The organism is Pseudomonas sp. R3-56, from assembly GCF_051132075.1.
Taxonomy (GTDB): Bacteria; Pseudomonadota; Gammaproteobacteria; order Pseudomonadales; family Pseudomonadaceae; genus Aquipseudomonas.
In genome coordinates, this window is the sequence record NZ_CP071657.1 from 3,154,337 (window position 1) to 3,175,900 (window position 21,564).

At 62.4% G+C, this 21,564-nt stretch carries 22 protein-coding genes; 18 read left to right on the top strand and 4 right to left on the bottom strand.

All coding sequences use genetic code 11. The features are described from left to right. The first annotated feature begins 186 nt into the window (after positions 1-186). The 10 genes from J3P96_RS14175 (at position 187) to J3P96_RS14220 (ending at position 8,697) form a co-directional block, all read left to right on the top strand. On the top strand, positions 187-1,005 hold the full coding sequence (locus J3P96_RS14175; protein ID WP_434651713.1) for an ABC transporter substrate-binding protein: 819 nt from the start codon (positions 187-189) through the stop codon (positions 1,003-1,005). Between the two features lie 10 nt (positions 1,006-1,015). Then, positions 1,016-2,794, top strand: a complete 1,779-nt coding sequence (lhpI, locus tag J3P96_RS14180) for a cis-3-hydroxy-L-proline dehydratase (RefSeq protein ID WP_434651715.1) — start codon at positions 1,016-1,018, stop codon at positions 2,792-2,794. After that, the gene (locus J3P96_RS14185; protein ID WP_434651717.1) at positions 2,787-3,452 is read left to right on the top strand and encodes an amino acid ABC transporter permease; all 666 of its coding nucleotides are present in this window, start codon (positions 2,787-2,789) and stop codon (positions 3,450-3,452) included. Before lhpI ends, J3P96_RS14185 begins: the two co-directional genes overlap by 8 nt. A 9-nt stretch (positions 3,453-3,461) precedes the next feature. Further along, positions 3,462-4,112 carry an amino acid ABC transporter permease gene (locus J3P96_RS14190; protein WP_434651719.1) on the top strand — a complete coding sequence of 217 codons (651 nt, stop codon included), beginning with the start codon at positions 3,462-3,464 and terminating at the stop codon, positions 4,110-4,112. Continuing rightward, a complete protein-coding gene (locus tag J3P96_RS14195; RefSeq protein ID WP_305494738.1) occupies positions 4,105-4,827 on the top strand; it encodes an amino acid ABC transporter ATP-binding protein in 723 nt (240 codons plus the stop codon). Before J3P96_RS14190 ends, J3P96_RS14195 begins: the two co-directional genes overlap by 8 nt. A 117-nt stretch (positions 4,828-4,944) precedes the next feature. Beyond that, a complete protein-coding gene (locus J3P96_RS14200; RefSeq protein WP_434651721.1) occupies positions 4,945-5,973 on the top strand; it encodes a trans-3-hydroxy-L-proline dehydratase in 1,029 nt (342 codons plus the stop codon). A 171-nt stretch (positions 5,974-6,144) separates the two neighbouring features. Further along, the gene (locus tag J3P96_RS14205) at positions 6,145-7,062 is read left to right on the top strand and encodes a dihydrodipicolinate synthase family protein (protein ID WP_434651723.1); all 918 of its coding nucleotides are present in this window, start codon (positions 6,145-6,147) and stop codon (positions 7,060-7,062) included. A 214-nt stretch (positions 7,063-7,276) separates the two neighbouring features. Continuing rightward, positions 7,277-7,831 carry a DinB family protein gene (locus J3P96_RS14210; protein WP_434651725.1) on the top strand — a complete coding sequence of 185 codons (555 nt, stop codon included), beginning with the start codon at positions 7,277-7,279 and terminating at the stop codon, positions 7,829-7,831. 15 nt (positions 7,832-7,846) lie between these two features. After that, on the top strand, positions 7,847-8,197 hold the full coding sequence (locus tag J3P96_RS14215) for a DUF6152 family protein (RefSeq protein ID WP_434568546.1): 351 nt from the start codon (positions 7,847-7,849) through the stop codon (positions 8,195-8,197). Beyond that, complete coding sequence (locus tag J3P96_RS14220) at positions 8,197-8,697, top strand: DUF6644 family protein (protein WP_434651727.1); 501 nt, start codon at positions 8,197-8,199, stop codon at positions 8,695-8,697. Before J3P96_RS14215 ends, J3P96_RS14220 begins: the two co-directional genes overlap by 1 nt. Positions 8,698-8,733: 36 nt before the next feature. Here J3P96_RS14220 and J3P96_RS14225 read toward each other — a convergent pair whose 3' ends face one another. The 3 genes from J3P96_RS14225 to J3P96_RS14235 all read right to left on the bottom strand — a co-directional run bounded on the left by J3P96_RS14225 (position 8,734) and on the right by J3P96_RS14235 (position 11,001). Then, entirely contained in the window at positions 8,734-9,063 is a 330-nt protein-coding gene (locus J3P96_RS14225) for a hypothetical protein (protein ID WP_434651729.1), read from the bottom strand. Positions 9,064-9,358: 295 nt separating this feature from the next. Next, positions 9,359-10,570, bottom strand: coding sequence for a cytochrome c biogenesis protein DipZ (locus tag J3P96_RS14230; RefSeq protein ID WP_434651731.1), 1,212 nt, complete (start codon positions 10,568-10,570; stop codon positions 9,359-9,361). Positions 10,571-10,737: 167 nt separating this feature from the next. After that, a complete protein-coding gene (locus J3P96_RS14235; protein ID WP_434623828.1) occupies positions 10,738-11,001 on the bottom strand; it encodes a DUF2790 domain-containing protein in 264 nt (87 codons plus the stop codon). A 222-nt stretch (positions 11,002-11,223) separates the two neighbouring features. On the opposite strand from J3P96_RS14235, the gene J3P96_RS14240 reads away from it, so the two are divergent. The 8 genes from J3P96_RS14240 (at position 11,224) to J3P96_RS14275 (ending at position 20,394) form a co-directional block, all read left to right on the top strand. Continuing rightward, positions 11,224-11,964, top strand: coding sequence for a response regulator (locus J3P96_RS14240; protein ID WP_123344949.1), 741 nt, complete (start codon positions 11,224-11,226; stop codon positions 11,962-11,964). Then, complete coding sequence (locus J3P96_RS14245) at positions 11,961-13,283, top strand: ATP-binding protein (protein ID WP_434651733.1); 1,323 nt, start codon at positions 11,961-11,963, stop codon at positions 13,281-13,283. Before J3P96_RS14240 ends, J3P96_RS14245 begins: the two co-directional genes overlap by 4 nt. A gap of 306 nt (positions 13,284-13,589) precedes the next feature. Then, complete coding sequence (locus tag J3P96_RS14250; protein WP_434651736.1) at positions 13,590-14,228, top strand: ferric reductase-like transmembrane domain-containing protein; 639 nt, start codon at positions 13,590-13,592, stop codon at positions 14,226-14,228. Between the two features lie 16 nt (positions 14,229-14,244). Beyond that, complete coding sequence (locus tag J3P96_RS14255) at positions 14,245-14,763, top strand: HvfX family Cu-binding RiPP maturation protein (protein ID WP_434623833.1); 519 nt, start codon at positions 14,245-14,247, stop codon at positions 14,761-14,763. Between the two features lie 99 nt (positions 14,764-14,862). Then, positions 14,863-16,662 (top strand): thiamine pyrophosphate-requiring protein, encoded by a 1,800-nt coding sequence (locus J3P96_RS14260; protein ID WP_434651737.1) that lies wholly within the window; start codon positions 14,863-14,865, stop codon positions 16,660-16,662. 2 nt (positions 16,663-16,664) lie between these two features. Next, complete coding sequence (locus J3P96_RS14265) at positions 16,665-17,339, top strand: DUF2238 domain-containing protein (RefSeq protein ID WP_434651739.1); 675 nt, start codon at positions 16,665-16,667, stop codon at positions 17,337-17,339. A gap of 129 nt (positions 17,340-17,468) precedes the next feature. Further along, on the top strand, positions 17,469-20,042 hold the full coding sequence (locus J3P96_RS14270; protein ID WP_434651741.1) for a bifunctional diguanylate cyclase/phosphodiesterase: 2,574 nt from the start codon (positions 17,469-17,471) through the stop codon (positions 20,040-20,042). A 181-nt stretch (positions 20,043-20,223) separates the two neighbouring features. Then, on the top strand, positions 20,224-20,394 hold the full coding sequence (locus tag J3P96_RS14275) for a nucleoid-structuring protein H-NS (protein WP_434658366.1): 171 nt from the start codon (positions 20,224-20,226) through the stop codon (positions 20,392-20,394). A 202-nt stretch (positions 20,395-20,596) separates the two neighbouring features. Here the strand turns inward: J3P96_RS14275 and J3P96_RS14280 are convergent, their stop codons facing one another. After that, on the bottom strand, positions 20,597-21,544 hold the full coding sequence (locus J3P96_RS14280) for an IS110 family transposase (RefSeq protein WP_434623735.1): 948 nt from the start codon (positions 21,542-21,544) through the stop codon (positions 20,597-20,599). Between the last annotated feature and the right edge of the window lie 20 nt (positions 21,545-21,564).

Below are 21,564 nucleotides of genomic sequence, written 5' to 3' on the forward strand. Positions count from 1 at the left end.
GTAACACCGCACCTGACGCGCCTGCTCGCCAACGTCAGCAAGCAGCATCGGCAACCCTCGGTATATCAAGCGCTTACCGACGATTTATCGGGAAAACAAAAACAGGCACGTCGATTGCTTATTTAATATCGTATACGAAATCCTCAATACGATATTTCCCAGCACTTATTCGACAGCGAGGCATTTATGAAAAACCCTGGATTGGCCGTAGCCCTCGGCGTGGCCCTGTTTCCCCTGCTCATCCTTCCCGCCCACGCCGACAAACTCGACGACATCATCGGCTCGGGAAAACTGCGCTGCGCCGTGACACTGGACTTCCCACCGATGGGCTTTCGCGATGAAAGCAACAAACCGGCAGGATTCGACGTGGACTATTGCCACGATCTGGCGAAGGTTCTCGGCGTCGACGCGGAGGTTGTGGAAACGCCATTCTCCGACCGAATCCCCGCGCTGCTCTCGGGCCGCGCCGATGTCATCGTCGCCTCCACTTCAGACACCCTGGAGCGAGCCAAGACCGTCGGCCTGACCGTGCCCTACTTCGCTTTCCAGATGGTCGTGCTGACCCGCGACGACACGGGCATCAACGGCTACGCCGACCTCAAGGGCAAGAAGCTCGGCAACACCAGCAGCACCTATGAAGCCATCGCTCTGGAGAAAGACCAGAAGAGCTGGGGCAGCGGCAGTTTCCGCGCCTATCAATCGCAGAACGACACACTGCTGGCCGTCGCCCAGGGCCACATCGATGCCACCGTGGTGACCAACACCGTCGCTGCCGCGACCATCAAGTCGGGCAAGTACAAGGGTCTGAAGATCGCCGGGGACGCGCCTTACGTCATCGACTACGTATCCCTCGGCGCCAAACGCAACGAATACGGCCTGCTCAATTACCTCAACCTGTTCGTCAACCAGCAGGTGCGGACCGGCCGCTACAAGGAGCTCTTCGTAAAGTGGGTCGGCAGCGACATACCGCCGGCCAACCTGACCGTGCCGCAGGTTTATTACTGAGGATCGCGGCATGCCGAGCACGCCTATCCGCCTGCAGGGCCGCAGCCTGGTCGAGGGTGCCGCCGAGGGCAGCCTGTTGTTCGCCGATGTCGGCCTGAGCTTTTGGGGCGGGGTTGATCCGGCCACGGGCGAAGTCATCGACCGACACCACCCGCTCAGTGGCGAGCGCTTGGCCGGGCGCGTGCTGGCGATTCCCAGCGGGCGCGGCTCCTGCACGGGCAGCAGCGTGTTGATGGAACTGATCAGCAACGGCCATGCACCGGCGGCACTGGTGCTGGCCGAAGCCGATGAAATCCTGACCCTGGGCGTGCTTGTCGCCGAGGTGGTTTTCCAGCGCTCGCTGCCGGTGCTGTGCATCGGCAGCGAGGCATTCAGCGCTTTGCGCGGCCAGGGCTTCGGGCGTGTCGAGGGCAACCGCCTGACCTTGTCCGGGCGTCGGCCCAACGACCAATGGCGTGGGGAAAATACTTGCGCGCAGCCGTTCCGGCCCTCCACCGTCAGCCTGAACGAACGGGACCAGGCGCTGCTTGACGGGGCCCATGGCAAGGCTGCCCAGGTGGCGATGCAAATCGTCCTGCGCATGGCCGACATCCAGGGCGCCGGACAGTTGCTGGACATTACCCAGGCCCACATCGACGGCTGCATTTATACCGGCCCGGCCAGCCTGCGTTTTGCCGAACAACTGGTGCAGTGGGGCGCAAAGGTATGCGTGCCCACCACCCTCAATTCGATTTCCGTGGACCAGCGCCGCTGGCGTGAGCTCGGCGTCGATCCGGCCCTGGGCGAGCCGGCCAGTGCCTTGGGCGACGCCTACATGGCGATGGGCGCGCAATTGAGTTTCACCTGTGCACCCTACCTGCTCGACACCGCGCCGACGGCGGGTGAACAGATCGTCTGGGCCGAGTCCAACGCGGTGGTCTATGCCAACAGCGTGCTCGGTGCGCGGACGCAGAAGTACCCGGACTTCCTCGATATCTGCATTGCCTTGTGTGGCCGAGCGCCGCTGGCCGGTTGTCATCTCGATGACCAGCGCAAGGCCGGCCTGATCGTCGAGGTGCCGAGGACAGAATCAGCGGATGACAGCTTCTACCCGCTGCTCGGCTATCACATTGGCAGCCTCACGGGGCGGCGTATCCCGCTGATCCGAGGCCTGGAAGACGCCGCGCCGACCCTGGACGACCTGAAAGCCTTCGGCGCCGCGTTCGCCACCACCAGCGCGGCGCCGTTGTTCCACATCGCCGGGGTGACGCCGGAGGCCATGGACCCGGCCCAGGTGCTGGATCACGACGCCGTGTTATCGGTGAAAACCGTGGACGCGACGGGACTGCTCGCCAGTTGGCGCGAACTCAACAGCGCCCGGCACCGCCATGTGGATGTGGTTTCCCTGGGTAACCCGCACTTCTCCCTGAGCGAATTCGCCACCCTGGCGAACATTTGTGCGGGACGAACCAGGCACTCCGACGTGGTAGTGGCGATCACCTGCGGTCGCGCCGTGCTGGAGCAGGCTCGCCAGGCCGGTTACCTGGAGCCCATCGAGGCTTTCGGCGCGACGCTGGTCACCGACACCTGCTGGTGCATGCTGGGTGAACCGGTGATCCCTCCGGCCGCCACGACCCTGATGACCAATTCCGGCAAGTACGCCCACTACGCACCCGGCCTGGTGGGGCGCAGCGTGCACTTCGCCAGCCTTGGGGATTGCGTCGAGGCCGCCTGTACCGCCACGGCCAGCGGCCAGCCGCCGCAGTGGTTGCAACCTATCGCACGCAAGGGAAACCCGAGCCATGTTTGACTACAGCTTCCAATGGCGCCCGGCCCTGCGCGCGCTGCCCGATATGCTTGCCGGCGCCTGGGTGACCTTCGAAACGGCCGCCCTGTCGATGATTTTCGGCGTGCTGATCGCCCTACTCCTGACCGTGATGCGCCAGGCCCGTCATCCGTTGTTGCGCGGCGTTGCCAACGGCTGGGTATCGATCGCCCGCAACACGCCGTCGTTGTTCCAGATCTACATCCTCTATTTCGGTCTCGGCTCTCTCGGCCTGCACGTCAGTTCATGGTTCGCCTTGCTGGCCGGTATCACCTTCAACAACGCCGGCTATCTGGCGGAGAACTTTCGCGGCGGCCTCAAGGCGGTGCCGGGCACGCAGATGCGCGCGGCCCGTTCCCTGGGCATGAGCGCGTTCCAGGCCTACCGGATGATCATCGTCCCGCAGTTGCTGCGGATCGTCTTCTACCCCCTGACCAACCAGATGGTCTGGGCGGTGCTGATGACATCCCTGGGCGTGGTGGTCGGCTTGAACAACGACCTCACCGGCGTGACCCAGGAATACAACGTCAAGACCTTCCGCACCTTCGAATACTTCGCCCTCGCGGCGCTGCTCTACTACCTGATCGCCAAGCTGATCGTCGGGCTGGCCCGGCTGTTGTCCTGGCGGCTGTTTCGTTATTGAGGGCTGGTCATGTTTTCTACAAGCCTTACCGTTAATGACGTGCTGTACCTGCTCGAGGGTGCCTGGGTCACGGTGCAATTGACCGCCTGGTCGATCCTGCTGGGCACCCTCGCCGGGTTGCTGTTCGGTTTGCTACGGGCGTTGCTGCCCCGCGCCAGCCTGCCGTTGGCCTGGGTATTGGACGTGTTTCGCAGTGTGCCGTTGTTGATCCAGTTCGTGCTGTTCAACTCCCTCAAGAGCATCGTCGGCCTGGACCTCAGTGCCTTCGCCGTCGGTTGTATCGTGCTCGGCGTCTATGCCGCCGCGTACTTCACCGAGATCGTCCGCGGTGGCGTGCTGGCGGTGCCGCTGAGCACCCGGCGGGCCAGTCGTTCCCTGGGCCTGAGCTACCTCCAGGACTTGCGCTTCATCGTCCTGCCGATCGCCACGCGGGTGGCCTTCCCTGGCTGGTTGAACCTGGTGCTGGGGGTGATGAAAGACACCGCCCTGGTGATGTGGATCGGCATCGTCGAATTGCTCCGCGCCTCGCAGACCATTGTCACGCGGATTCAAGAACCCCTGCTGGTGCTGTGCATCGCGGGCCTCATCTACTACGTCATGAGCCTGGTGGTCGCCCGCCTCGGCGCGCGCCTGGAAAGAAGGTGGCAGGAAAATGATTGAGATCGAAAACGTGCACAAATCATTCGGCAACCTGGAGGTGGTCAAGGGTGTCAGCCTGACGGTGGACAAGGGCGAAGTCGTCTCGATCATCGGCGGCTCCGGCTCCGGCAAATCGACCCTGCTGATGTGCATCAATGGCCTGGAGCCGATCCAGAAAGGCAGCATCCGCGTGGACGGCGTGGAGGTCCACGACAGCGCCACCGACCTCAATCGCTTGCGACAGAAGATCGGCATTGTCTTCCAGCAATGGAACGCCTTTCCCCACCTCACCGTGCTGGAAAACGTCATGCTCGCGCCGCGCAAGGTACTGGGCAAGAGCAAACAGGACGCCGAGGCGCTGGCGGTGCGCCAGCTTGAGCACGTCGGCCTGGGCGACAAGCTCAAGGCCTTCCCCGGCAAGCTGTCCGGCGGCCAGCAGCAACGCATGGCCATCGCCCGGGCGCTGGCGATGTCACCCGACTACATGCTGTTCGACGAAGCCACCTCGGCGCTGGACCCGCAACTGGTGGGTGAGGTGCTGGACACCATGCGCATGCTCGCCGAGGACGGCATGACCATGGTGCTGGTGACGCACGAGATCCGCTTCGCCCGCGACGTCTCCGACCGGGTGGCGTTCTTTTGCAATGGTCGAGTTCATGAGATCGGGCCGCCGGACCAAGTGATCGGCAATCCGCAGCAGCCGGAGACGGCGGCGTTTCTGAAATCGGTGAAATAGCGAATGGCCCTTTCGCGAGCAGGCTCGCTCCCACACGGACTCGTGTACACCATTGAACCCTGTGGGAGCGAGCCTGCTCGCGAAGAGGCCCGACCAGACAACACAAGGATCTGATCCATGCGCTCATCAAAAATCATCCATGTAGTCAGCTGCCACGCCGAAGGCGAAGTCGGCGATGTGATCGTCGGCGGCGTCGCGCCGCCACCCGGCGCCACCGTGTGGGAACAGTCACGCTGGATCGCCCAGGACCAGACCCTGCGCAACTTCGTCCTCAACGAACCCCGGGGCGGTGTGTTTCGCCACGTCAATCTGCTGGTGCCGGCCAAGGACCCGCGGGCGCAAATGGCCTGGATCATCATGGAGCCGGCCGACACGCCGCCGATGTCCGGCTCCAACTCGCTGTGCGTCGCCACCGTGCTGCTGGACAGCGGCATCCTGCCGATGAGCGAACCCCAGACGCGGTTGGTGCTGGAAGCACCGGGTGGCCTGATCGAAGCCGTGGCCGACTGCCGCGACGGCAAGGTGCAGCGGGTCGAGATCAAGAACGTACCCTCGTTCGCCGACCGCCTCGATGCCTGGATCGAAGTCGAGGGCCTGGGTTCGCTGCAGGTGGACACGGCCTACGGTGGCGACAGCTTTGTCATCGTCGACGCCCAGCGCCTGGGCTTTGCCATCCGGCCTGACGAGGCCGCCGAGCTGGTGGCCGTGGGGCTGAAAATTACCCGCGCGGCGAACGAGCAATTGGGCTTCGTGCACCCGTTGAATTCCGACTGGTCGCACATTTCTTTCTGCCAGATCGCGGCGCCCCTCGTGACGGAAAACGGCATCGCCACCGGCGCCAACGCCGTCGTCATCCAGCCCGGCAAGATCGACCGCTCCCCCACTGGCACCGGCTGCTCGGCGCGCATGGCGGTGCTGCACGCCAAAGGCTTGATGCAAGTGGGCGAACGGTTTATCGGCCGCTCGATCATCGGCTCCGAATTTCACTGCCGGATCGATTCACTGACCGACGTGGCCGGACGCCCGGCGATCTACCCGTGCATTGCCGGACGGGCGTGGATTACCGGTACCCACCAGTTGTTGCTCGACCCAAGCGATCCGTGGCCGCAGGGCTATCGGCTTTCGGATACCTGGCCGGGGGCATGATTTCCAGCTTCACCCAAAACCCTTGTGGCGAGGGAGCTTGCTCCCGCTGGACTGCGAAGCAGTCCTGAAGGCTGATAACTCGGTGTGTCAGTCAGATCCTGGGGGCCGCTTCGCGACCCAGCGGGAGCAAGCTCCCTCGCCACAAAAGCCTATCAAAAACGGAGACAACTCATGAGCAAACGCATCAACTGGAGCGGCGTATTCCCCGCTGTCACCACCCAATTCAACGAAGACTTTTCCATCAACCTGGAAAAAACCCACCAGGTCATTTCCAACGTCATCCGCGATGGCGTTTCCGGCCTGGTGGTCTGTGGTTCCGTGGGGGAAAACACCTCCTTGAGCGCCGAGGAAAAAATCGCCGTGACCGAAGTGGCGGTGGACGCCTCCCGTGGCCGGGTGCCGGTGATCTGCGGCGTGGCCGAGTTCACCAGCGTGCAGGCCGCCAAGGTCGCCAACGCAGTGCGCAAGGTCGGTGTCGACGGGGTCATGCTGATGCCGGCGCTGGTCTACGGCTCCAAGCCGTTCGAGACCGCCGAACATTTCCGCTACGTGGCCCGGCATGCCGACGTGCCGCTGATGGTCTACAACAACCCGCCGATCTACAAGAACGATGTCACCCCGGACATCCTGATTTCCCTGGCCGACTGCGACAACGTGGTGTGTTTCAAGGATTCCTCCGGCGACACCCGCCGCTTCATCGATGTGCGCAACGAAGTCGGTGATCGCTTCGTGCTGTTTGCCGGTCTCGATGATGTGGTCCTGGAAAGCCTCGCCGTCGGCGCCGAGGGCTGGGTCTCGGGCATGTCCAACGTGTTCCCGAAAGAAGGCGAAACCATCTTCCGCCTGGCCCGCGCCGGACGGTTCGCCGAAGCCATGCCGATCTACGAATGGCTGATGCCGATCCTGCACCTGGACGCCCGCGCCGACCTGGTCCAATGCATCAAGCTGTGCGAAGCCATCGCCGGTCGTGGCAGCGCCCTCACCCGCCCACCGCGCCTGGCCTTGCCGGAAGAAGACCGGGTGTACGTGGAGCAGATCATGGCCAAGGCCCTGGCCAATCGGCCGGCGTTGCCGGATGTGGGGCTGTAAAGCCGCAGCCGATGAAGACCCTGTGGGAGCGAGCCTGCTCGCGAAAGCGGTCTGCCTGATTCGAAGGTGCTGGATGTGCCGCCGTCTTCGCGAGCAGGCTCGCTCCCACAAAGGTTGCACTCTGTTCGTAGGGCCAACCGACCAGCAACACGTCGCCACCGCCAGTCTTTGCTACGCTTTCGCCCGGCGCAACGACGCGAACGGGAGGCGTTCCATGAACTATTTCCTGGCCCAGGCCCTGAACAACCAATGGGCCAACCACCGGCTGCTGGGCGCCTGCGCGCAACTGAACACGGCCGAATACGAAGCCTACCGCACCAGTTTTTTCCCCTCCATCCAAGCCACGCTGTGCCATATCCTTGAGGTTGACCGTTATTACCTGACTGCCCTGGAAGGCGATGTTGACGGCCAGGAACGGGATTTCTTCCGGACCCTGGCTTTCGCTGAGCTCAAGGAAAACCAGGGCAAGACCGACCAGCGGCTGGTGGCTTTCTGCGAAACCCTGCGGGAAACGGACCTTGCCCGCTCCATCGACCTGGTGCGCGCCGACGGCAGGGTCTGCGAGCGGATCGACCGGTTGCTGTTGCACCTGTTCGAGCACCAGATCCACCACCGCGGCCAAGTCCATACCATGCTCAGCGCCACCCACGTCGAGCCGCCGCAACTCGATGAATTCTTTCTCGACTGCGACCGACGTTTCCGCGAGGTCGAGGAACAGCTGCTTCAACTCGACGGGCAGCGGGTCTGGAGCGAATATCATCCCAATTGAACCGGAGAGCTTGTCATGAACCTCACCCTTCGCTGCATTGGTTTATCGTCGTTGCTGGTCGCCACGGCGGCGTTTGCCCACCATGGCTGGAGCGAATACGACGCCAGCAACCCCTTGACGCTGGAAGGCACGATAAAGCAATCCGGGTATTCCCATCCCCACGGCACCGTGCGCCTGCAAACCACCGACAAGACCTGGACCGTAGTGCTGGCGCCGCCCTCACGCATGGAAAGCCGCGGGCTGACCAAGGACATGCTCAAGGCGGGTAACTCAGCCACCGTGGTCGGCTATGCCAACCGCAACAAACCCGATGAACTGCGCGCCGAGCGCATCACCATTGATGACAAGACCACCGAGTTGCGCTGATGCAGGCCACGGGTCCGGCCGCGCAAGGCTGGATGGACCGGCTGGCCGACTCGTCGCTGGCATTGGCCATGCGCGACGAGCTATGGCTGTACCCGCTGGTGGAGGTGCTGCACATCATCGGCTTTTCAGTACTGGTGGGCGCGGTGGTGATGTTCGACTTGCGCGTCCTCGGCCTGTCCAAGGCCATCGCCGTGACCGCCCTCGCCCGGCACCTGCTGACCTGGGCCGTCGGGGCCCTGCTGCTGATCGTACCGGCCGGGCTGATGATGTTCAGCGCGCACCCGCAGGATTTCGCCGGCAATAACGTCTTTATCCTCAAGCTCGGTCTGATTGCGGCGGCGGGCATCAACGCCCTGCTGTTTCATGTCGGAACCTACCGTTCGGTCGAACAATGGAATACCGGCCAGAAGGCCCCCGGGCTGGCACGTGTCCAGGCACTGGTATCGATCGCGCTATGGATCGCGGTGATTCTCTGCGGTCGATTGCTGGCGTACACCTGAACTTACACCTTGAAAAATGCGATTGCCGCTGAGGGGCTAGCGTCGCGCCAACGCATGACGCACGCATTGTTCGTAATAGGTCTGCTCGACGGCGGCAGGCTTGAGCCGCGATGCGCTGTTGTAGGTCTGCTCGGTAATGCCCAAGGCAGTCATGCGCATCCATGGCCGCGCAAACTTGCGCACCTGCAGCTTCTTGCGCGCCCCATACAGGCTGACACCGGACAGCTTCGACGCCTGGGCGCCCGCCGCAATGTCCGAACCCCAGCGACACACCGACTGCTGGTTCGAGGTAAGCGCCCTGGCCTGGGCTTCAAGCGAGACAGCGGTCAGCACCACAGCCGCCGCGATCCATATAGAAACGCGCATAGGTTTGTCGTCCAACATTCTGAAATGAAAGAAGTTTGACTTGGTGTGAATGAGCAAGGGGCCAGCATTTTCATTTTGCCCCAGGCCTTTGCGGCGCAACCTAGAAATAACTATAGGATTATTTCTCAAGCCATTATTTTTAATTACTTTCTACCGTGGCGAGGGGATTTATCCCCGCTGGGCTGCAAAGCAGCCCCAACACCTGGCAACTTGGTTTATCAGGTAGGTCAAAGGGGCCGCTTCGCGACCCAGCGGGGATAAATCCCCTCACCACAGCAAGCTCCCTCGCCACGGGTCAGTTGCTGGCCTTCGCTTCTTGCAGCAGTTGTTGAATCACTTGCTCCTGCTCTGCATAACTCCCTTCGCCAAAGTGGCTGTAGCGCACCTGCCCCTTGGCATCGATGAAGTAATGGGCCGGCCAGTACTGGTTGTTGAAGGCGCGCCAGATCGAATATTGGTTGTCGATGGCCACCGGGTAATGGATGTCGAGCTTGCGCACCTGTTCGCGAACGTTATCGATGATCTTCTCGTAGCCGTATTCCGGCGTATGCACGCCGATCACCACCAGCCCGTCCTTCTCGTATTTCTTCGCCCAACCATTCACGTACGGCAGCGTGTGCTGGCAGTTGATGCAGTCATAGGTCCAGAAATCCACCAGCACCACTTTGCCCCGCAGTGACTCGCTGTCCAGCGGCGGCGAGTTGAGCCACTGCACCGCGCCTGCCAGCGAAGGCATCGCGCCCTGGGCATCCAGGGGCGGCAGGCTGCTGGCGTCAGCCTTGCTGACCACGTAATCGATGGCCTTGGGCACGTTCTCCAGCAGGCTTTTTTCCAGGCTGGCGGACTGTTCGGAGGACGTCGCCGCCAACAACCGGTCATCTGCCCCGCTGCCGATCGCCACGGCCGCCAGCAACACCAGCCCGCCCGTCGCCCGACGCAGCCACGCGGTGATTGGCAGCGACGGTTTCAGCCGACCGATCAGGCCACGCCCGGCCAGGATCAGCGTACCCAGCGACAAGGCGCTGCCCAGGCCGTAGGCAAGCAGCAACAGGCTGGTCTGCGCGCTGGCGCCTTGCAGCATCGCCCCGGTCAGGATCACTCCAAGGATCGGCCCGGCGCACGGCGCCCAGAGCAGCCCAGTGGCGACGCCGATCAGCAGCGACGCCAGCGGCCCAGCCATCCGTCCAGCTCCGGCGTCGAGGCGATTGCCCAGGCTGACCAGCGGCCGCGCGAGCCACGTGCCGACCCGGCTGAACATCAGCGACAAGGCAAACAGCACCATCACCACCAAGGCGACTTGCCGGCCGACGCTGCTGGCGCGGATGACCCACTCGCTGCTGACCACCGCCAGGCTCGACACCAGGGCGAAGGTCAGCGCCATGCCGGCCAGAGTCAGCAGCACCGAGCCGCGCGATTGATTGGCGCGGGCGAACAGGAATGGCACCACGGGCAGGATGCAAGGGCTGAGGATCGTCAGGACCCCGCCGAGAAAAGCGATCAGAAGCATGGCAACACCTCAAAATGAAAGTTGGCGGAAGAACCCGTGGCGAGGGAGCTTGCTCCCGCTGGGCGCGGAGCGCCCCCTCGTATCTGCCTGACACACCGAATGGTCAATGCGTTTTTGGGGCCGCTTCGCGGCCCAGCGGGAGCAAGCTCCCTCGCCACGAGAGAACGTCAGTTCTGGTTGGTGCAGTGATCAGAAAACTTGCGATAGTCCAGTGCCTGCTCGTGTCCCGCGGAATCCAGATAGGTCATGTGGGCATTGACCACGCCACAGGCCGGTTGCGGGTCTTCGGTCAGGGACAGCACTTTGCGCACGTCCAGGTGGCTGCCGTAGCTATAGGTCTGCGGCTGAACGTCGCTTTCGGCCCGCGCCGACAAGGTGCAGATGTTCAGCGCGGCAAACAGGCAGGCGGCGTAGATGGCTTTGGTGTTCATGACGATGTCCTCGATTCAATGGTTTATCGCAGAGGCCCGTTGTGTTGCCTCGATGGATGCCATTGAATGCCGCCCAGGTATCGCGCCTGTATCGGGCAAGGGGCTTTTTGCATCGCTGTGTATCCGCCGCGCGCCAGATACACTGCAATACAAACCGTCGCGGGCCAGGCCGGCTGGTGCCTGTAGACTGGTCAACAACAAAACGCCAAGGGGCAGAACAGCATGGATCATGTCGATCATGTGTTGATCGTCGATGACGATCGCGAGATTCGAGAGCTGGTGGGCAACTACCTGAAAAAGAACGGCCTGCGCACCACCGTGGTCGCCGATGGCCGGCAGATGCGGGCCTTCCTGGAAACCACCCCGGTGGACCTGATCGTGCTGGATATCATGATGCCCGGCGATGATGGCCTGGTGTTGTGTCGGGAACTGCGCGCCGGCAAGCACAAGGCCACGCCGGTGCTGATGCTCACCGCCCGCAACGACGAAACCGACCGCATCATCGGCCTGGAAATGGGCGCCGACGACTATCTGGTCAAGCCTTTCGCCGCTCGCGAGCTGCTCGCCCGAATCAACGCCGTGCTGCGCCGCACCCGGATGTTGCCGCCCAATCTGGTGGTCACCGAGAGCGGACGCCTGCTGGCGTTCGGTCGCTGGCGGCTGGACACCACCGCCCGCCACCTGCTGGACAGCGACGGCACCATGGTCGCCCTGAGCGGCGCGGAGTACCGTCTGTTGCGGGTGTTCCTCGATCATCCGCAGCGGGTACTCAACCGCGACCAGTTGCTGAACCTGACCCAAGGCCGCGACGCCGATCTGTTCGATCGTTCCATCGACCTGCTGGTGAGCCGCTTGCGCCAGCGCCTGCTGGACGATGCCCGTGAACCGGCCTACATCAAGACCGTACGCAGCGAAGGCTACGTGTTCTCGCTGCCGGTGGAGATCCTCGAGGCGTCGGTATGAAGCTGTCGCTGCGCTGGCCTCGTACCCTCGCCTCGCGCTTGTCGTTGATCTTCCTGATCGGCCTGGTCCTGGCCCAAGGCCTGTCGTTTGGCGTCCAGTATTACGAACGCTACGAGAGCGCGAAGAACACCATGCTCGGCAACCTCGAGACCGACGTCTCGACGTCCGTCGCCATCCTCGATCGCCTGCCGGCCGGCGAGCGCGAGGCCTGGCTGCCGAAACTGGCCCGGCGCAACTACGGCTACGTGCTCGACGAAGGCGAACCTGGCATGCCGATGTTGCCCGACAACGCACCGATATCGGTCAGTTCGATCCAGCAGGCCCTGGGCGAAGCCTATGCGCTGACCTATAACCAGATCCCTGGCCCGAAGATGCACTACCAGGCGCACCTGCGCCTGAAAGACGGCAACCCGCTGACCATCGATGTGCGTCCGGCAATGGCGCCACTTTCGCCCTGGCTGCCCGCGGTGCTGCTCGGGCAACTAGCGCTGTTGATCGGCTGCACGTGGCTGGCCGTGCGCATCGCTGTCAGCCCGCTGACCCGGCTGGCCCAGGCCGTGGAAACCCTCGACCCCAACGCCCACGGCGTGCGCCTGGACGAAAAAGGCCCGACTGAAGTAGTACACGCGGCAAAGGCGTTCAATGCCATGCAGGACCGCATTGCCGCCTACCTCAAGGAGCGCATGCAACTGCTGGCGGCGATTTCCCATGACTTGCAGACGCCCATCACCCGCATGAAACTGCGCGCAGAATTCATGGACGACGGCATCGAAAAGGACAAACTGTGCAGCGATCTGAGCGAGATGGAACACCTCGTGCGTGAGGGCGTGGCCTACGCTCGCAGCATCCATGGCGCCACCGAGGCCAGTTGCCGGATCAGCCTGGATGCGTTTCTCGACAGTTTGGTGTTCGACTACCAGGACACCGGCCAGGACGTGCAGTTGTCGGGCAAGAACGCCGCCGTAATCGACACCCGTCCCCATGCGCTGCGGCGGGTGTTGGTCAATCTGGTGGACAACGCGCTGAAATTCGGCGGCGCGGCGCAGATCCAGGTCCAGCCTGCCACCCATGGGCAACTGGCGATCCAGGTGCTGGATCGCGGGCCCGGCATCAGCGAGGCAGAACTGGCCGAAGTGCTCAAGCCGTTCTACCGGGTGGAGAGCTCGCGCAATCGGGAAACCGGCGGCACGGGCCTGGGACTAGCCATTGCCCAACAACTGGCGAGTGCCATGGGCGGCTCGCTGACCTTGAGCAATCGCGATGGCGGCGGGTTGTGTGCCGAGTTGCGGTTGGCTTGCAATACCCCATCCGGAAGCTGATCAAGCCCCTGTGGATTGCCTTAAGTGAACAGTATTTCCCTGTGGGAGCGAGCCTGCTCGCGAAAACGCTTTGCGAGTCGACATCACTGTTGGCTGACCTGACGCCTTCGCGAGCAGGCTCGCTCCCACAGGGTTCGGCATTCGGCTTGATGTTGGGTTTGTATATCAGTGTGTCAGCGGGCACATGACATACACAAACTTGCACACCAGCGTCATTCCAGACACACCCCGCTTACACCCGCTTGAAAGACTCCTTGTGTCCCCGGCCACCCTGACGGCCGGGCCATGAATCCAAGGAGCCTACCCATGCCTGCCACCACCGCAACGCCACCTGCTTTCCGTTTCCAGGGCTGGTCGCTGTTCAGCCTGATTGCCGCCCTGGTGCTGTTGATGACCGCGCTGACCCTGGCAGTCAACCCGGACCTCACCGAAGGCGTGCGCAGCGCCATTCGCGCCACCGCCCGGTCATCCTTTGCCCTGTTCCTGCTGGCCTTCACCGCTTCGGCGTTTGCCGTACTGGTGCCCTCGCCCTGGAGCAAGTCCCTGGTGCGCGAACGGCGCTTCATCGGCTTGGCCTTTGCTTTTTCGCATCTGGTGCACGCGGTGTTGATCTATTGGTACGGCCAGCTCAACACCGAGTTCTGGCCCGGCCGCACTACCGTCGGCAATCTGCCCGGCAGTGTGGGTTATGTGTTCATCCTGCTGCTGGCCCTGACCTCGTTCAAAAGCACCACGCGGCTGATCGGCGCCACCGCCTGGAAACGCCTGCACACCACCGGCATGTGGGTATTGGCGGCGATCTTTGCCTACTCCAACTTCAAGCGCATTCCGATGAGCGCCTGGTACGTGCTGCCCTTCGGCCTGATCTGCGCCGCCACGGCGGTCCGCCTGGTGGGCAAGCTCGCCCAGGCCAACAAGCGCCACGCCCTGCAACGTGCAGCCTGAGTAAGGGAGATCAAACATGTACGCGTCTTTTTCGAAAGCCTTGAACGGCCTGCACCTCAACCTCGACCACGCCGGCTCATGGCTCGCACCGCTGGGGCTGCGCCTGTTCCTGGCCTGGGAGTTCTTCGAGTCGGGCCTGGAAAAATGGCACGGCCAGAACTGGTTCGCCGAAATCCAGGCGGCCTTCCCGTTCCCTTTCAACCATGTGCCGGCCAGTTGGAACTGGGAACTGTCGATGTGGGCGGAGCTGATCTGCGCCATCGCCCTGCTGGTGGGCCTGGGCACACGTGTTTCGGCGCTGGTGCTGATGATCGTCACGGTGGTCGCGACGGCGGCCGTGCACTGGCCGGCGGATTGGTCGAGCCTGAGCGAACTGGCCCAGGGATACGCCATCACCAACAAAGGCTTTGGCAACTTCAAGCTGCCATTGATTTACCTGGTGGCGCTGCTGCCGTTGCTGTTGCAGGGCGCCGGGAAAATGAGTGTGGATGCCTTGCTGAAGACGCTGCAATCGGTAAAAAAATCGAAACCTTGAGCGGCTTGCGTCGGTCCAGTCCTGTATGAGCCACGGCGCTGCGTACCGCTGCCCAGGGTCGCAGCCCGACACGACAGCCCATCAGGACGAGGAACAGACATGAGCATGACCGTCGGCGATTTTCTGGTTGAGCGCCTTTACGAGTGGGGGGTTCGCCGTATCTACGGCTACCCGGGCGATGGCATCAACGGCGTGTTTGGCGCCTTGAACCGGGCCAAGGGCAAGATCCGGTTCATTCAGGCGCGTCACGAGGAAATGGCCGCATTCATGGCCTGCGCCCATGCCAAGTTCACCGGCGAGCTGGGGGTCTGTATCGCCACTTCGGGGCCAGGGGCGTCGCACCTGATCACCGGCCTGTATGACGCGCGAATGGACCATATGCCGGTCCTGGCCATCTGCGGCCAACAAGCGCGAAATGCGCTTGGCGGCCATTATCAGCAGGAACTCGACCTGGTCAGCCTGTTCAAGGATGTAGCCGGCGCGTTCGTCCAGCAGGCCAGCGCACCGGCGCAGGTGCGCCATCTCCTCGACCGCGCCGTGCGCACGGCGGTGGGCGAGCGCCGGGTCACCGCGCTGATCCTGCCCAACGACTTGCAGGACATGGAATACACGGCGCCGCCCCATAAGCACGGCACGTTGCATTCTGGCGTCGGTTATCGCAAACCCAAGGTCGTGCCTTACGAGGAAGACCTGCAGCGGGCCGCCGAAGTCCTCAACGCTGGCAAGAAGGTCGCCATCCTGGTGGGCGCCGGGGCGCTGCATGCCACGGATGAAGTGATTGCCATCGCTGACAAGCTCGGTGCCGGCGTCGCCAAGGCCTTGCTTGGCAAAGCCGCGGTGCCCGACGAGTTGCCGTGGGTCACCGGCGCCATCGGCCTGTTGGGCACCGAACCCAGTGACAACCTCATGGCCGGTTGCGACACGCTGCTGATGATCGGGTCCGGCTTCCCCTATGCCGAGTTTCTGCCCCGAGAGGGCCATGCGCGTGGCGTGCAGATCGACCTGCAGCCCGACATGCTCAGCCTGCGCTACCCCATGGAAGTCAACCTGCAGGGTGACAGCGCCGACACCCTGCGAGCCTTGTTGCCGCTGATCGAAGAAAAGACCGACCGCGCCTGGCGCAAAAAAATCGAACACTGGCGTGCGGACTGGGACAAGACCCTGGAAAAACGCGCGCTGGTCGCGGCCAAGCCGATCAATCCGCAACGGGTCACGTTCGAACTGTCGCCACGGTTGCCGGACCGCGCCATCATCACCTGTGATTCCGGCTCCTGCGCCAACTGGTATGCCCGGGACCTGCAGATCCGCCGGGGCATGCTGTGTTCGCTGTCCGGTGGCCTCGCCTCCATGGGCGCCGCCGTGCCCTACGCCATTGCGGCCAAGTTCTGCCATCCGGATCGGCCGGTCATCGCCCTGGTGGGCGACGGTGCCATGCAGATGAACAACATGGCCGAGCTGATTACCGTCGCCAAGTATTGGCGCAGCTGGACGGACAGCACCTGGATCTGCGCGGTGTTCAATAATCAGGATTTGAACCAGGTGACCTGGGAACAGCGGGTCATGGAGGGCGATCCGAAATTCGAGGCCTCGCAGAACATTCCCGACGTGCCCTACCACCTGTTCGCCGAATCCATTGGCCTCAAGGGCATCCTCGTCGATCAGGAAAGCGACGTGGCCAGCGCCTGGGAACAGGCACTTGCCGCCGAACGCCCGGTGCTGATCGAATTCCGCACCGACCCCGACGTGCCGCCGCTGCCGCCACACATCAAGCTGGAACAGGCGAAAAAATTTGCCTCGACCCTGCTCCAGGGCGACCCGAACGAACGGGGCATCGTGGTCGAGACCGCCAAACAGGTGCTCGGCGCACTGCTGCCCGGCCAGCGCAAGGATAAAGAGTAAGCATGCCGATCCGAGCAAGCCGTTACGAGTTGATCCTGCTGGGAAGTTTTATCGCCCTATGGACGGGGCTGGCTATCGCGCCGGTCAAGCGCAGCGACTGGCTGGCGGAAAATCTGCTGGTGTTTGCGCTGCTGATCGTCCTGGTGGCGGTCCATCGGCGGTTCAGCTTCTCGCGTCTGTCGGCGACGCTGGTGTTCGTATTCCTCTGCATCCATGAGGTCGGCGCTCACTACACCTACGCAAAAGTCCCCTACAACCAATGGTGGCAAGTCCTGACCGGTGGCCAGCCGCTGGACCAGCTCCTGGGTTTCCAGCGCAACCAGTTCGATCGCCTGGTGCACTTCAGCTATGGCCTGCTGCTGGCCTATCCGGTACGCGAGGCGCTGCTGCGGGTGATTCCGGCCCGGGGTTTCGCGGGTTATTTCCTGGCGTGGAACCTGATCCTCTCATCATCGGCCATCTATGAGCTGATCGAATGGATCGGCGGCGCCTATATGGGCGGCGACACCGCCAAGGCCTTCGTCGGCGCGCAACAGGACCCGTGGGACTCGCAAAAGGACATGGCGCTGGCGGGCTTGGCGGCGTGCTTGACGCTGGTAGCCGCCGCCGCGGTCAATTATTTCCAGCAACGGGACTTTGCCCTGGAATGGGCACTGCGCAAGAAAGCCAGCACGTGAAAGGGACCGGTCCTCGGAAAAAATGGTGCAACTGGTCAGCATTTTCTCACTTTTATTAAGTTAATCAGGCAGTCAGCCGATACAAAGCCAGTGCGGGGTATTCTCGCGTTCAGCTGATGGCTTGTTTTTATGATTGAAGATGCTGGCAATGGCTCCTCCGTGATTTCCGGCGAGCGGCCAACCCGAAGTTTCACCCGCCGCACTTTCCCGGCCATCATGCTGTTGCTGTTCATCATGTCCGCTTTGGCCATCGCGGTGCTGCTCAACGTTACCCAGACCCAGGACGAGCAGGCCCGAGAACAAAGCGTGTTTTTTGCCCAGCGGGCCATCGAAGGCATGCGCACGGGCATCGGTCGTGATCTGAGCGACTACTCCAAATGGAGCGACGCTTATCGCCATCTGCACGTAAAGGTCGACAAAGACTGGGCCTACGACCAGGAAAATGTCGGCAGCAGCGTGTTTTCACTCTATGGCTACCAGGCCGTGTTCGTCATTTCTCCAGCCGGCAAGACGGTTTATTCGGTCATCGATGGCGAGATGAGCCACGTGGCGGCCGACACGTGGTTGACAGGTGACCTGCGCGCACTCGCCAGCAAGGCCAGGGCGGCGGAAAACCGCGATGAAGTGATCGTCGAGCTGTTGCATCACGAGGACGCGCCCGCCTTCGTCGCCGTCTCGGCGATTACCACCGGCACGGACAACAGCGTGGCCGAAATTCCGGGGCCGCCCAGCCTGCTGTTATTTGTCAAAGTCCTGGATCGTGGCGCGCTGCAAAGCCTGTCCCGGGACTTCGCCCTGCCCGACGCGCATATTGCCCGCACGCCAGGTCCCAAGGACACCGCCCAAGTCTTGCTCAACGACCTGACCCGCGAAGCTTTGGCCTGGCGCCCCGCGACTCCCGGCAAGGACCTGCGCAAAGTGCTGCTGCCCTTGCTCGCGCTCGCATTGCTGTTTCTTGCCGTCATGGCCCTGGCGGTGTTGCGTCATGCGCTGATCATGCTCCGCGCCCAGGAGCAGCAATACGCCAGCCTCCTCGCACACCGCAAGGCGCTGGAGCGCAGCGAGGAGCGCTTCCGGGACATCGCCGAGGTCTCGTCCGACTGGCTGTGGGAGGTCGACTCGAACGGAACATTGACCTATCTGTCGGAACGCTTCGAGCAGGTCACGGGCTTCAACCCCAGCGAGTGGTTGGGCAAGCCGTTGCACCGGCTGTTGCATCCGCACAACGGATCGATCTCGATCGCCCATTGGCTGCTCGCCGGTGCCAACAGCGCCTCCTCTGCGCCGCTCCTTTGCGAATACACCGCGCGCAACCAGCGCATACGCACCTGCAAACTCTCGGTACGGGCCATTGAAGCCGGCGCCCTGGGTTTTCGTGGCACCGCCACCGACATTACCGAAGAGTTGCGGGCGCTGGCGCAGATCAAGCACCTGTCGCTGCACGATCCGCTGACCGGGCTAGCCAACCGCAACCGCCTGTTCGATTGCCTCAGCCAGCACCTCGACCAGGTGCGAGATACGCCACTGGCGATACTGAACCTGGACATGGACCGGTTCAAACCGGTCAACGACTCGCTGGGCCATGCCGTCGGCGACAAGGTGCTGAAGGAAGTTGCCCATATCCTGCAACAGAACGTGCGCGGCAGCGACCTGGTGGCGCGCCTGGGTGGCGATGAATTCGTCATCATCCTGCCGAGCCCGGGCGGCGCCAGTGATCTCGACCAATTGTGCTCGCGCCTGATCGAATGCATGCAACGGCCCATGCACCTGGACGGCAATACGCTGTACCTGGGCGTGAGTATCGGGGTTGCCTGGTCGCAGCCCGCTGAGCAGCGTGCCGAAGAGCTGTTGCGCCAGGCCGACATTGCCCTGTACGCGGCCAAGGCCGCGGGACGCAATACCTGGCGCGTATACGAAGAGGCCATGGGCAATGTGGCCCGCGACCGTCGACGTTATGAGCAGCAGTTGCGCGATGCGATGCAGCAGGGCCAGCTCGAACTGCGCTACCTGCCCCGTTTCGATGTGGGCGCCGAGCAGCTGTATGGTTTTGAAGCCCAGGCCTTCTGGCACCATCCTGAGCGCGGTGAGCTGGGCGGGATCGACTTCATCCCGGTCGCCGAAGCATCCGGTCAATTGGAGGACCTGGGCAGCTGGATGCTGATCAACGCCTGTGACGAGGCAATGAGCTGGCCTACCCCGCTCAATGTCTCCATCGCCGTCTCGCCTCGCTGGTTCAGCAGCAGTTTCCTGTTCAATCAGGTGCACAAGGCTCTGGAAACAAGCGGCCTGCCCGCCCAACGGTTGACCCTGGAAGTGGCCGAAGGCGTCCTGCTGACTGACCATAAGACGCTCGCCAGAACCCTTCATGCTTTAAAGGCGCTGGGCGTGCGGATCAATATCGACAAGTTCGGCACCAACATAGCGTCCCTCCGGGAAGTGCTCGACCAGCCGTTCGACGGCATTCGCTTCGATCGTAATATCCTGGCGCAACTGGGCCTGGAACATGACCAGGAAGGCGTGCTGGCGATGATTCGGTTGAGTCGCAGCGTCGGGTTGATGGTGACGGCCGAAGGTATCGAGAACGCCGTGCAGTTCAGCCAATTGCGCAGCGTGGCTTGCGATCATGTGCAAGGCCCGTATTTCGGCGCAGCCCTGGCCCGCTCGGAAATGGCCTCATTCTTTACCACGCCTCGCTGGCTGTAGTATCTGCAATGCCTGTGTGGGAGCGAGCCTGATAACCGGCCGGGATTTTTTTGGTCGGGTACATATCCGTTGCTGCGGTAATGGCGGCTTATGGTTCCGCTTTTACAGCGGCTCACTTTTATGAGGCGTAAAAGTAAGCAAAACGCCTTTGCCCCACCACTCGGCACCTCGCTTAGGCTCGGTGTGCCCTCACTCCGGCATTGCTCCGTGGGCCCGCCGCGAAGGGCCGTCCCTGGCCCAGCGCGGCTATCCCGGCATCCATGCCGGGATGCCCACTGCGCAACGCCTGCGTTCGGCCAGCGTGGTTAACGGGGCGCCCGAGATCAACGTCCACCGCGAGGCGGCCTGGTAGCCGACCTGGTTCTTCGGTTGTATTCCAATCCCATTGTGGGAGCGAGCCTGCTCGCGAAGGCGGCGGCACATTCAATGCTGATGCAAACTGACCCACCGCTTTCGCGAGCAGGCTCGCTCCCACCTCGGTCTCCGGTGTTCATTGCATCTACATTCGCAACACTGCGCCCCCTGTGGGAGATTCTATGGTGCAGGACTAGCCCCTAAATGCCTTTTGGTAAGTATTCGCTCTGGTTCTTCAACAGAGCGAATACCACTCGGGCAAGCTTGCGGGCCAGCGCTACCAATGCCTCGGTTGTGCTGAGCCCTCGGGACCTCAAACCCTCGTAAAATCCCTTCCACGCCGCTGTGCGACTCGCCGACATCGCGGCGTTGTGCATCAATCGGCGTGCCTCCGGATCACCTCGCTTAGACAGGCAGCGGCGTCCCTTCTTTTTTCCCGAGTCCGATATGCGCAGGTCCAGACCCAGAAAAGCGATGAAGGCATCGGCATTTCTGAAATCTCCACGTTGAAACGACGTGAGCAAACGGGCACCGCTTAACAGACCGATGCCTTCGACTTTCATGCAGCGCTTGAGCTGACTGCCCAAACCGGCTGCATCCAACTGCGTCTGGATTGTTTTCTCAAGCAAAATTTCGAGTCTTTGCATGGCCTTTATCTGGTTCTCAAAGGCCGTTTTGAGCAACGGTTCGTTCGACCAGCTTTGCTTGAGGCTGACACGCGCCTGAACCAAGGCTGCCCGTCGCCGGAAAAGGCTTATAAGCCTGCAATACAGGGGCGATGGCGGGGACCAAGGGTGCAACTGGTGGCCTTCGTTGTTCAAGTAGCGAGCCAACAACCGAGCATCCAGCGCATCGGTTTTAGCGCGCACTTTCACCCCTTTGCGGTAATGACTGAGTTCGTAACCGCCGATCATATAAATCACACAGCCATGCGCATAAGCCAGATCGGCGAAGTCCTGGTGATAGATATTCGTGGCTTCGATGGCGACATCCACTGGCGCAGGTAATGCCTTGAGCCACTTCTTGATATCAGCTTTGGTGTTGGGGATCGTTTCGAGTCGATCGGATTGGGCGTGATAAATCACCAACTCATCTTTGGCGACATCCACACCTACGATCGGCTGGGCGGTGGCGACGGGCATTGCCATTGAAAATCCTCCGGGCTAAG

What these genes read in the sequence shown, in the direction of transcription:
- J3P96_RS14175 (WP_434651713.1), top strand. Translation starts at nt 187, where the DNA reads ATGAAAAACCCTGGATTGGCCGTAGCCCTCGGCGTGGCCCTGTTTCCC.
- lhpI (WP_434651715.1), top strand. Translation starts at nt 1,016, where the DNA reads ATGCCGAGCACGCCTATCCGCCTGCAGGGCCGCAGCCTGGTCGAGGGT.
- J3P96_RS14185 (WP_434651717.1), top strand. Translation starts at nt 2,787, where the DNA reads ATGTTTGACTACAGCTTCCAATGGCGCCCGGCCCTGCGCGCGCTGCCC.
- J3P96_RS14190 (WP_434651719.1), top strand. Translation starts at nt 3,462, where the DNA reads ATGTTTTCTACAAGCCTTACCGTTAATGACGTGCTGTACCTGCTCGAG.
- J3P96_RS14195 (WP_305494738.1), top strand. Translation starts at nt 4,105, where the DNA reads ATGATTGAGATCGAAAACGTGCACAAATCATTCGGCAACCTGGAGGTG.
- J3P96_RS14200 (WP_434651721.1), top strand. Translation starts at nt 4,945, where the DNA reads ATGCGCTCATCAAAAATCATCCATGTAGTCAGCTGCCACGCCGAAGGC.
- J3P96_RS14205 (WP_434651723.1), top strand. Translation starts at nt 6,145, where the DNA reads ATGAGCAAACGCATCAACTGGAGCGGCGTATTCCCCGCTGTCACCACC.
- J3P96_RS14210 (WP_434651725.1), top strand. Translation starts at nt 7,277, where the DNA reads ATGAACTATTTCCTGGCCCAGGCCCTGAACAACCAATGGGCCAACCAC.
- J3P96_RS14215 (WP_434568546.1), top strand. Translation starts at nt 7,847, where the DNA reads ATGAACCTCACCCTTCGCTGCATTGGTTTATCGTCGTTGCTGGTCGCC.
- J3P96_RS14220 (WP_434651727.1), top strand. Translation starts at nt 8,197, where the DNA reads ATGCAGGCCACGGGTCCGGCCGCGCAAGGCTGGATGGACCGGCTGGCC.
- J3P96_RS14225 (WP_434651729.1), bottom strand. Translation starts at nt 9,063, where the DNA reads ATGCGCGTTTCTATATGGATCGCGGCGGCTGTGGTGCTGACCGCTGTC.
- J3P96_RS14230 (WP_434651731.1), bottom strand. Translation starts at nt 10,570, where the DNA reads ATGCTTCTGATCGCTTTTCTCGGCGGGGTCCTGACGATCCTCAGCCCT.
- J3P96_RS14235 (WP_434623828.1), bottom strand. Translation starts at nt 11,001, where the DNA reads ATGAACACCAAAGCCATCTACGCCGCCTGCCTGTTTGCCGCGCTGAAC.
- J3P96_RS14240 (WP_123344949.1), top strand. Translation starts at nt 11,224, where the DNA reads ATGGATCATGTCGATCATGTGTTGATCGTCGATGACGATCGCGAGATT.
- J3P96_RS14245 (WP_434651733.1), top strand. Translation starts at nt 11,961, where the DNA reads ATGAAGCTGTCGCTGCGCTGGCCTCGTACCCTCGCCTCGCGCTTGTCG.
- J3P96_RS14250 (WP_434651736.1), top strand. Translation starts at nt 13,590, where the DNA reads ATGCCTGCCACCACCGCAACGCCACCTGCTTTCCGTTTCCAGGGCTGG.
- J3P96_RS14255 (WP_434623833.1), top strand. Translation starts at nt 14,245, where the DNA reads ATGTACGCGTCTTTTTCGAAAGCCTTGAACGGCCTGCACCTCAACCTC.
- J3P96_RS14260 (WP_434651737.1), top strand. Translation starts at nt 14,863, where the DNA reads ATGAGCATGACCGTCGGCGATTTTCTGGTTGAGCGCCTTTACGAGTGG.
- J3P96_RS14265 (WP_434651739.1), top strand. Translation starts at nt 16,665, where the DNA reads ATGCCGATCCGAGCAAGCCGTTACGAGTTGATCCTGCTGGGAAGTTTT.
- J3P96_RS14270 (WP_434651741.1), top strand. Translation starts at nt 17,469, where the DNA reads ATGATTGAAGATGCTGGCAATGGCTCCTCCGTGATTTCCGGCGAGCGG.
- J3P96_RS14280 (WP_434623735.1), bottom strand. Translation starts at nt 21,544, where the DNA reads ATGGCAATGCCCGTCGCCACCGCCCAGCCGATCGTAGGTGTGGATGTC.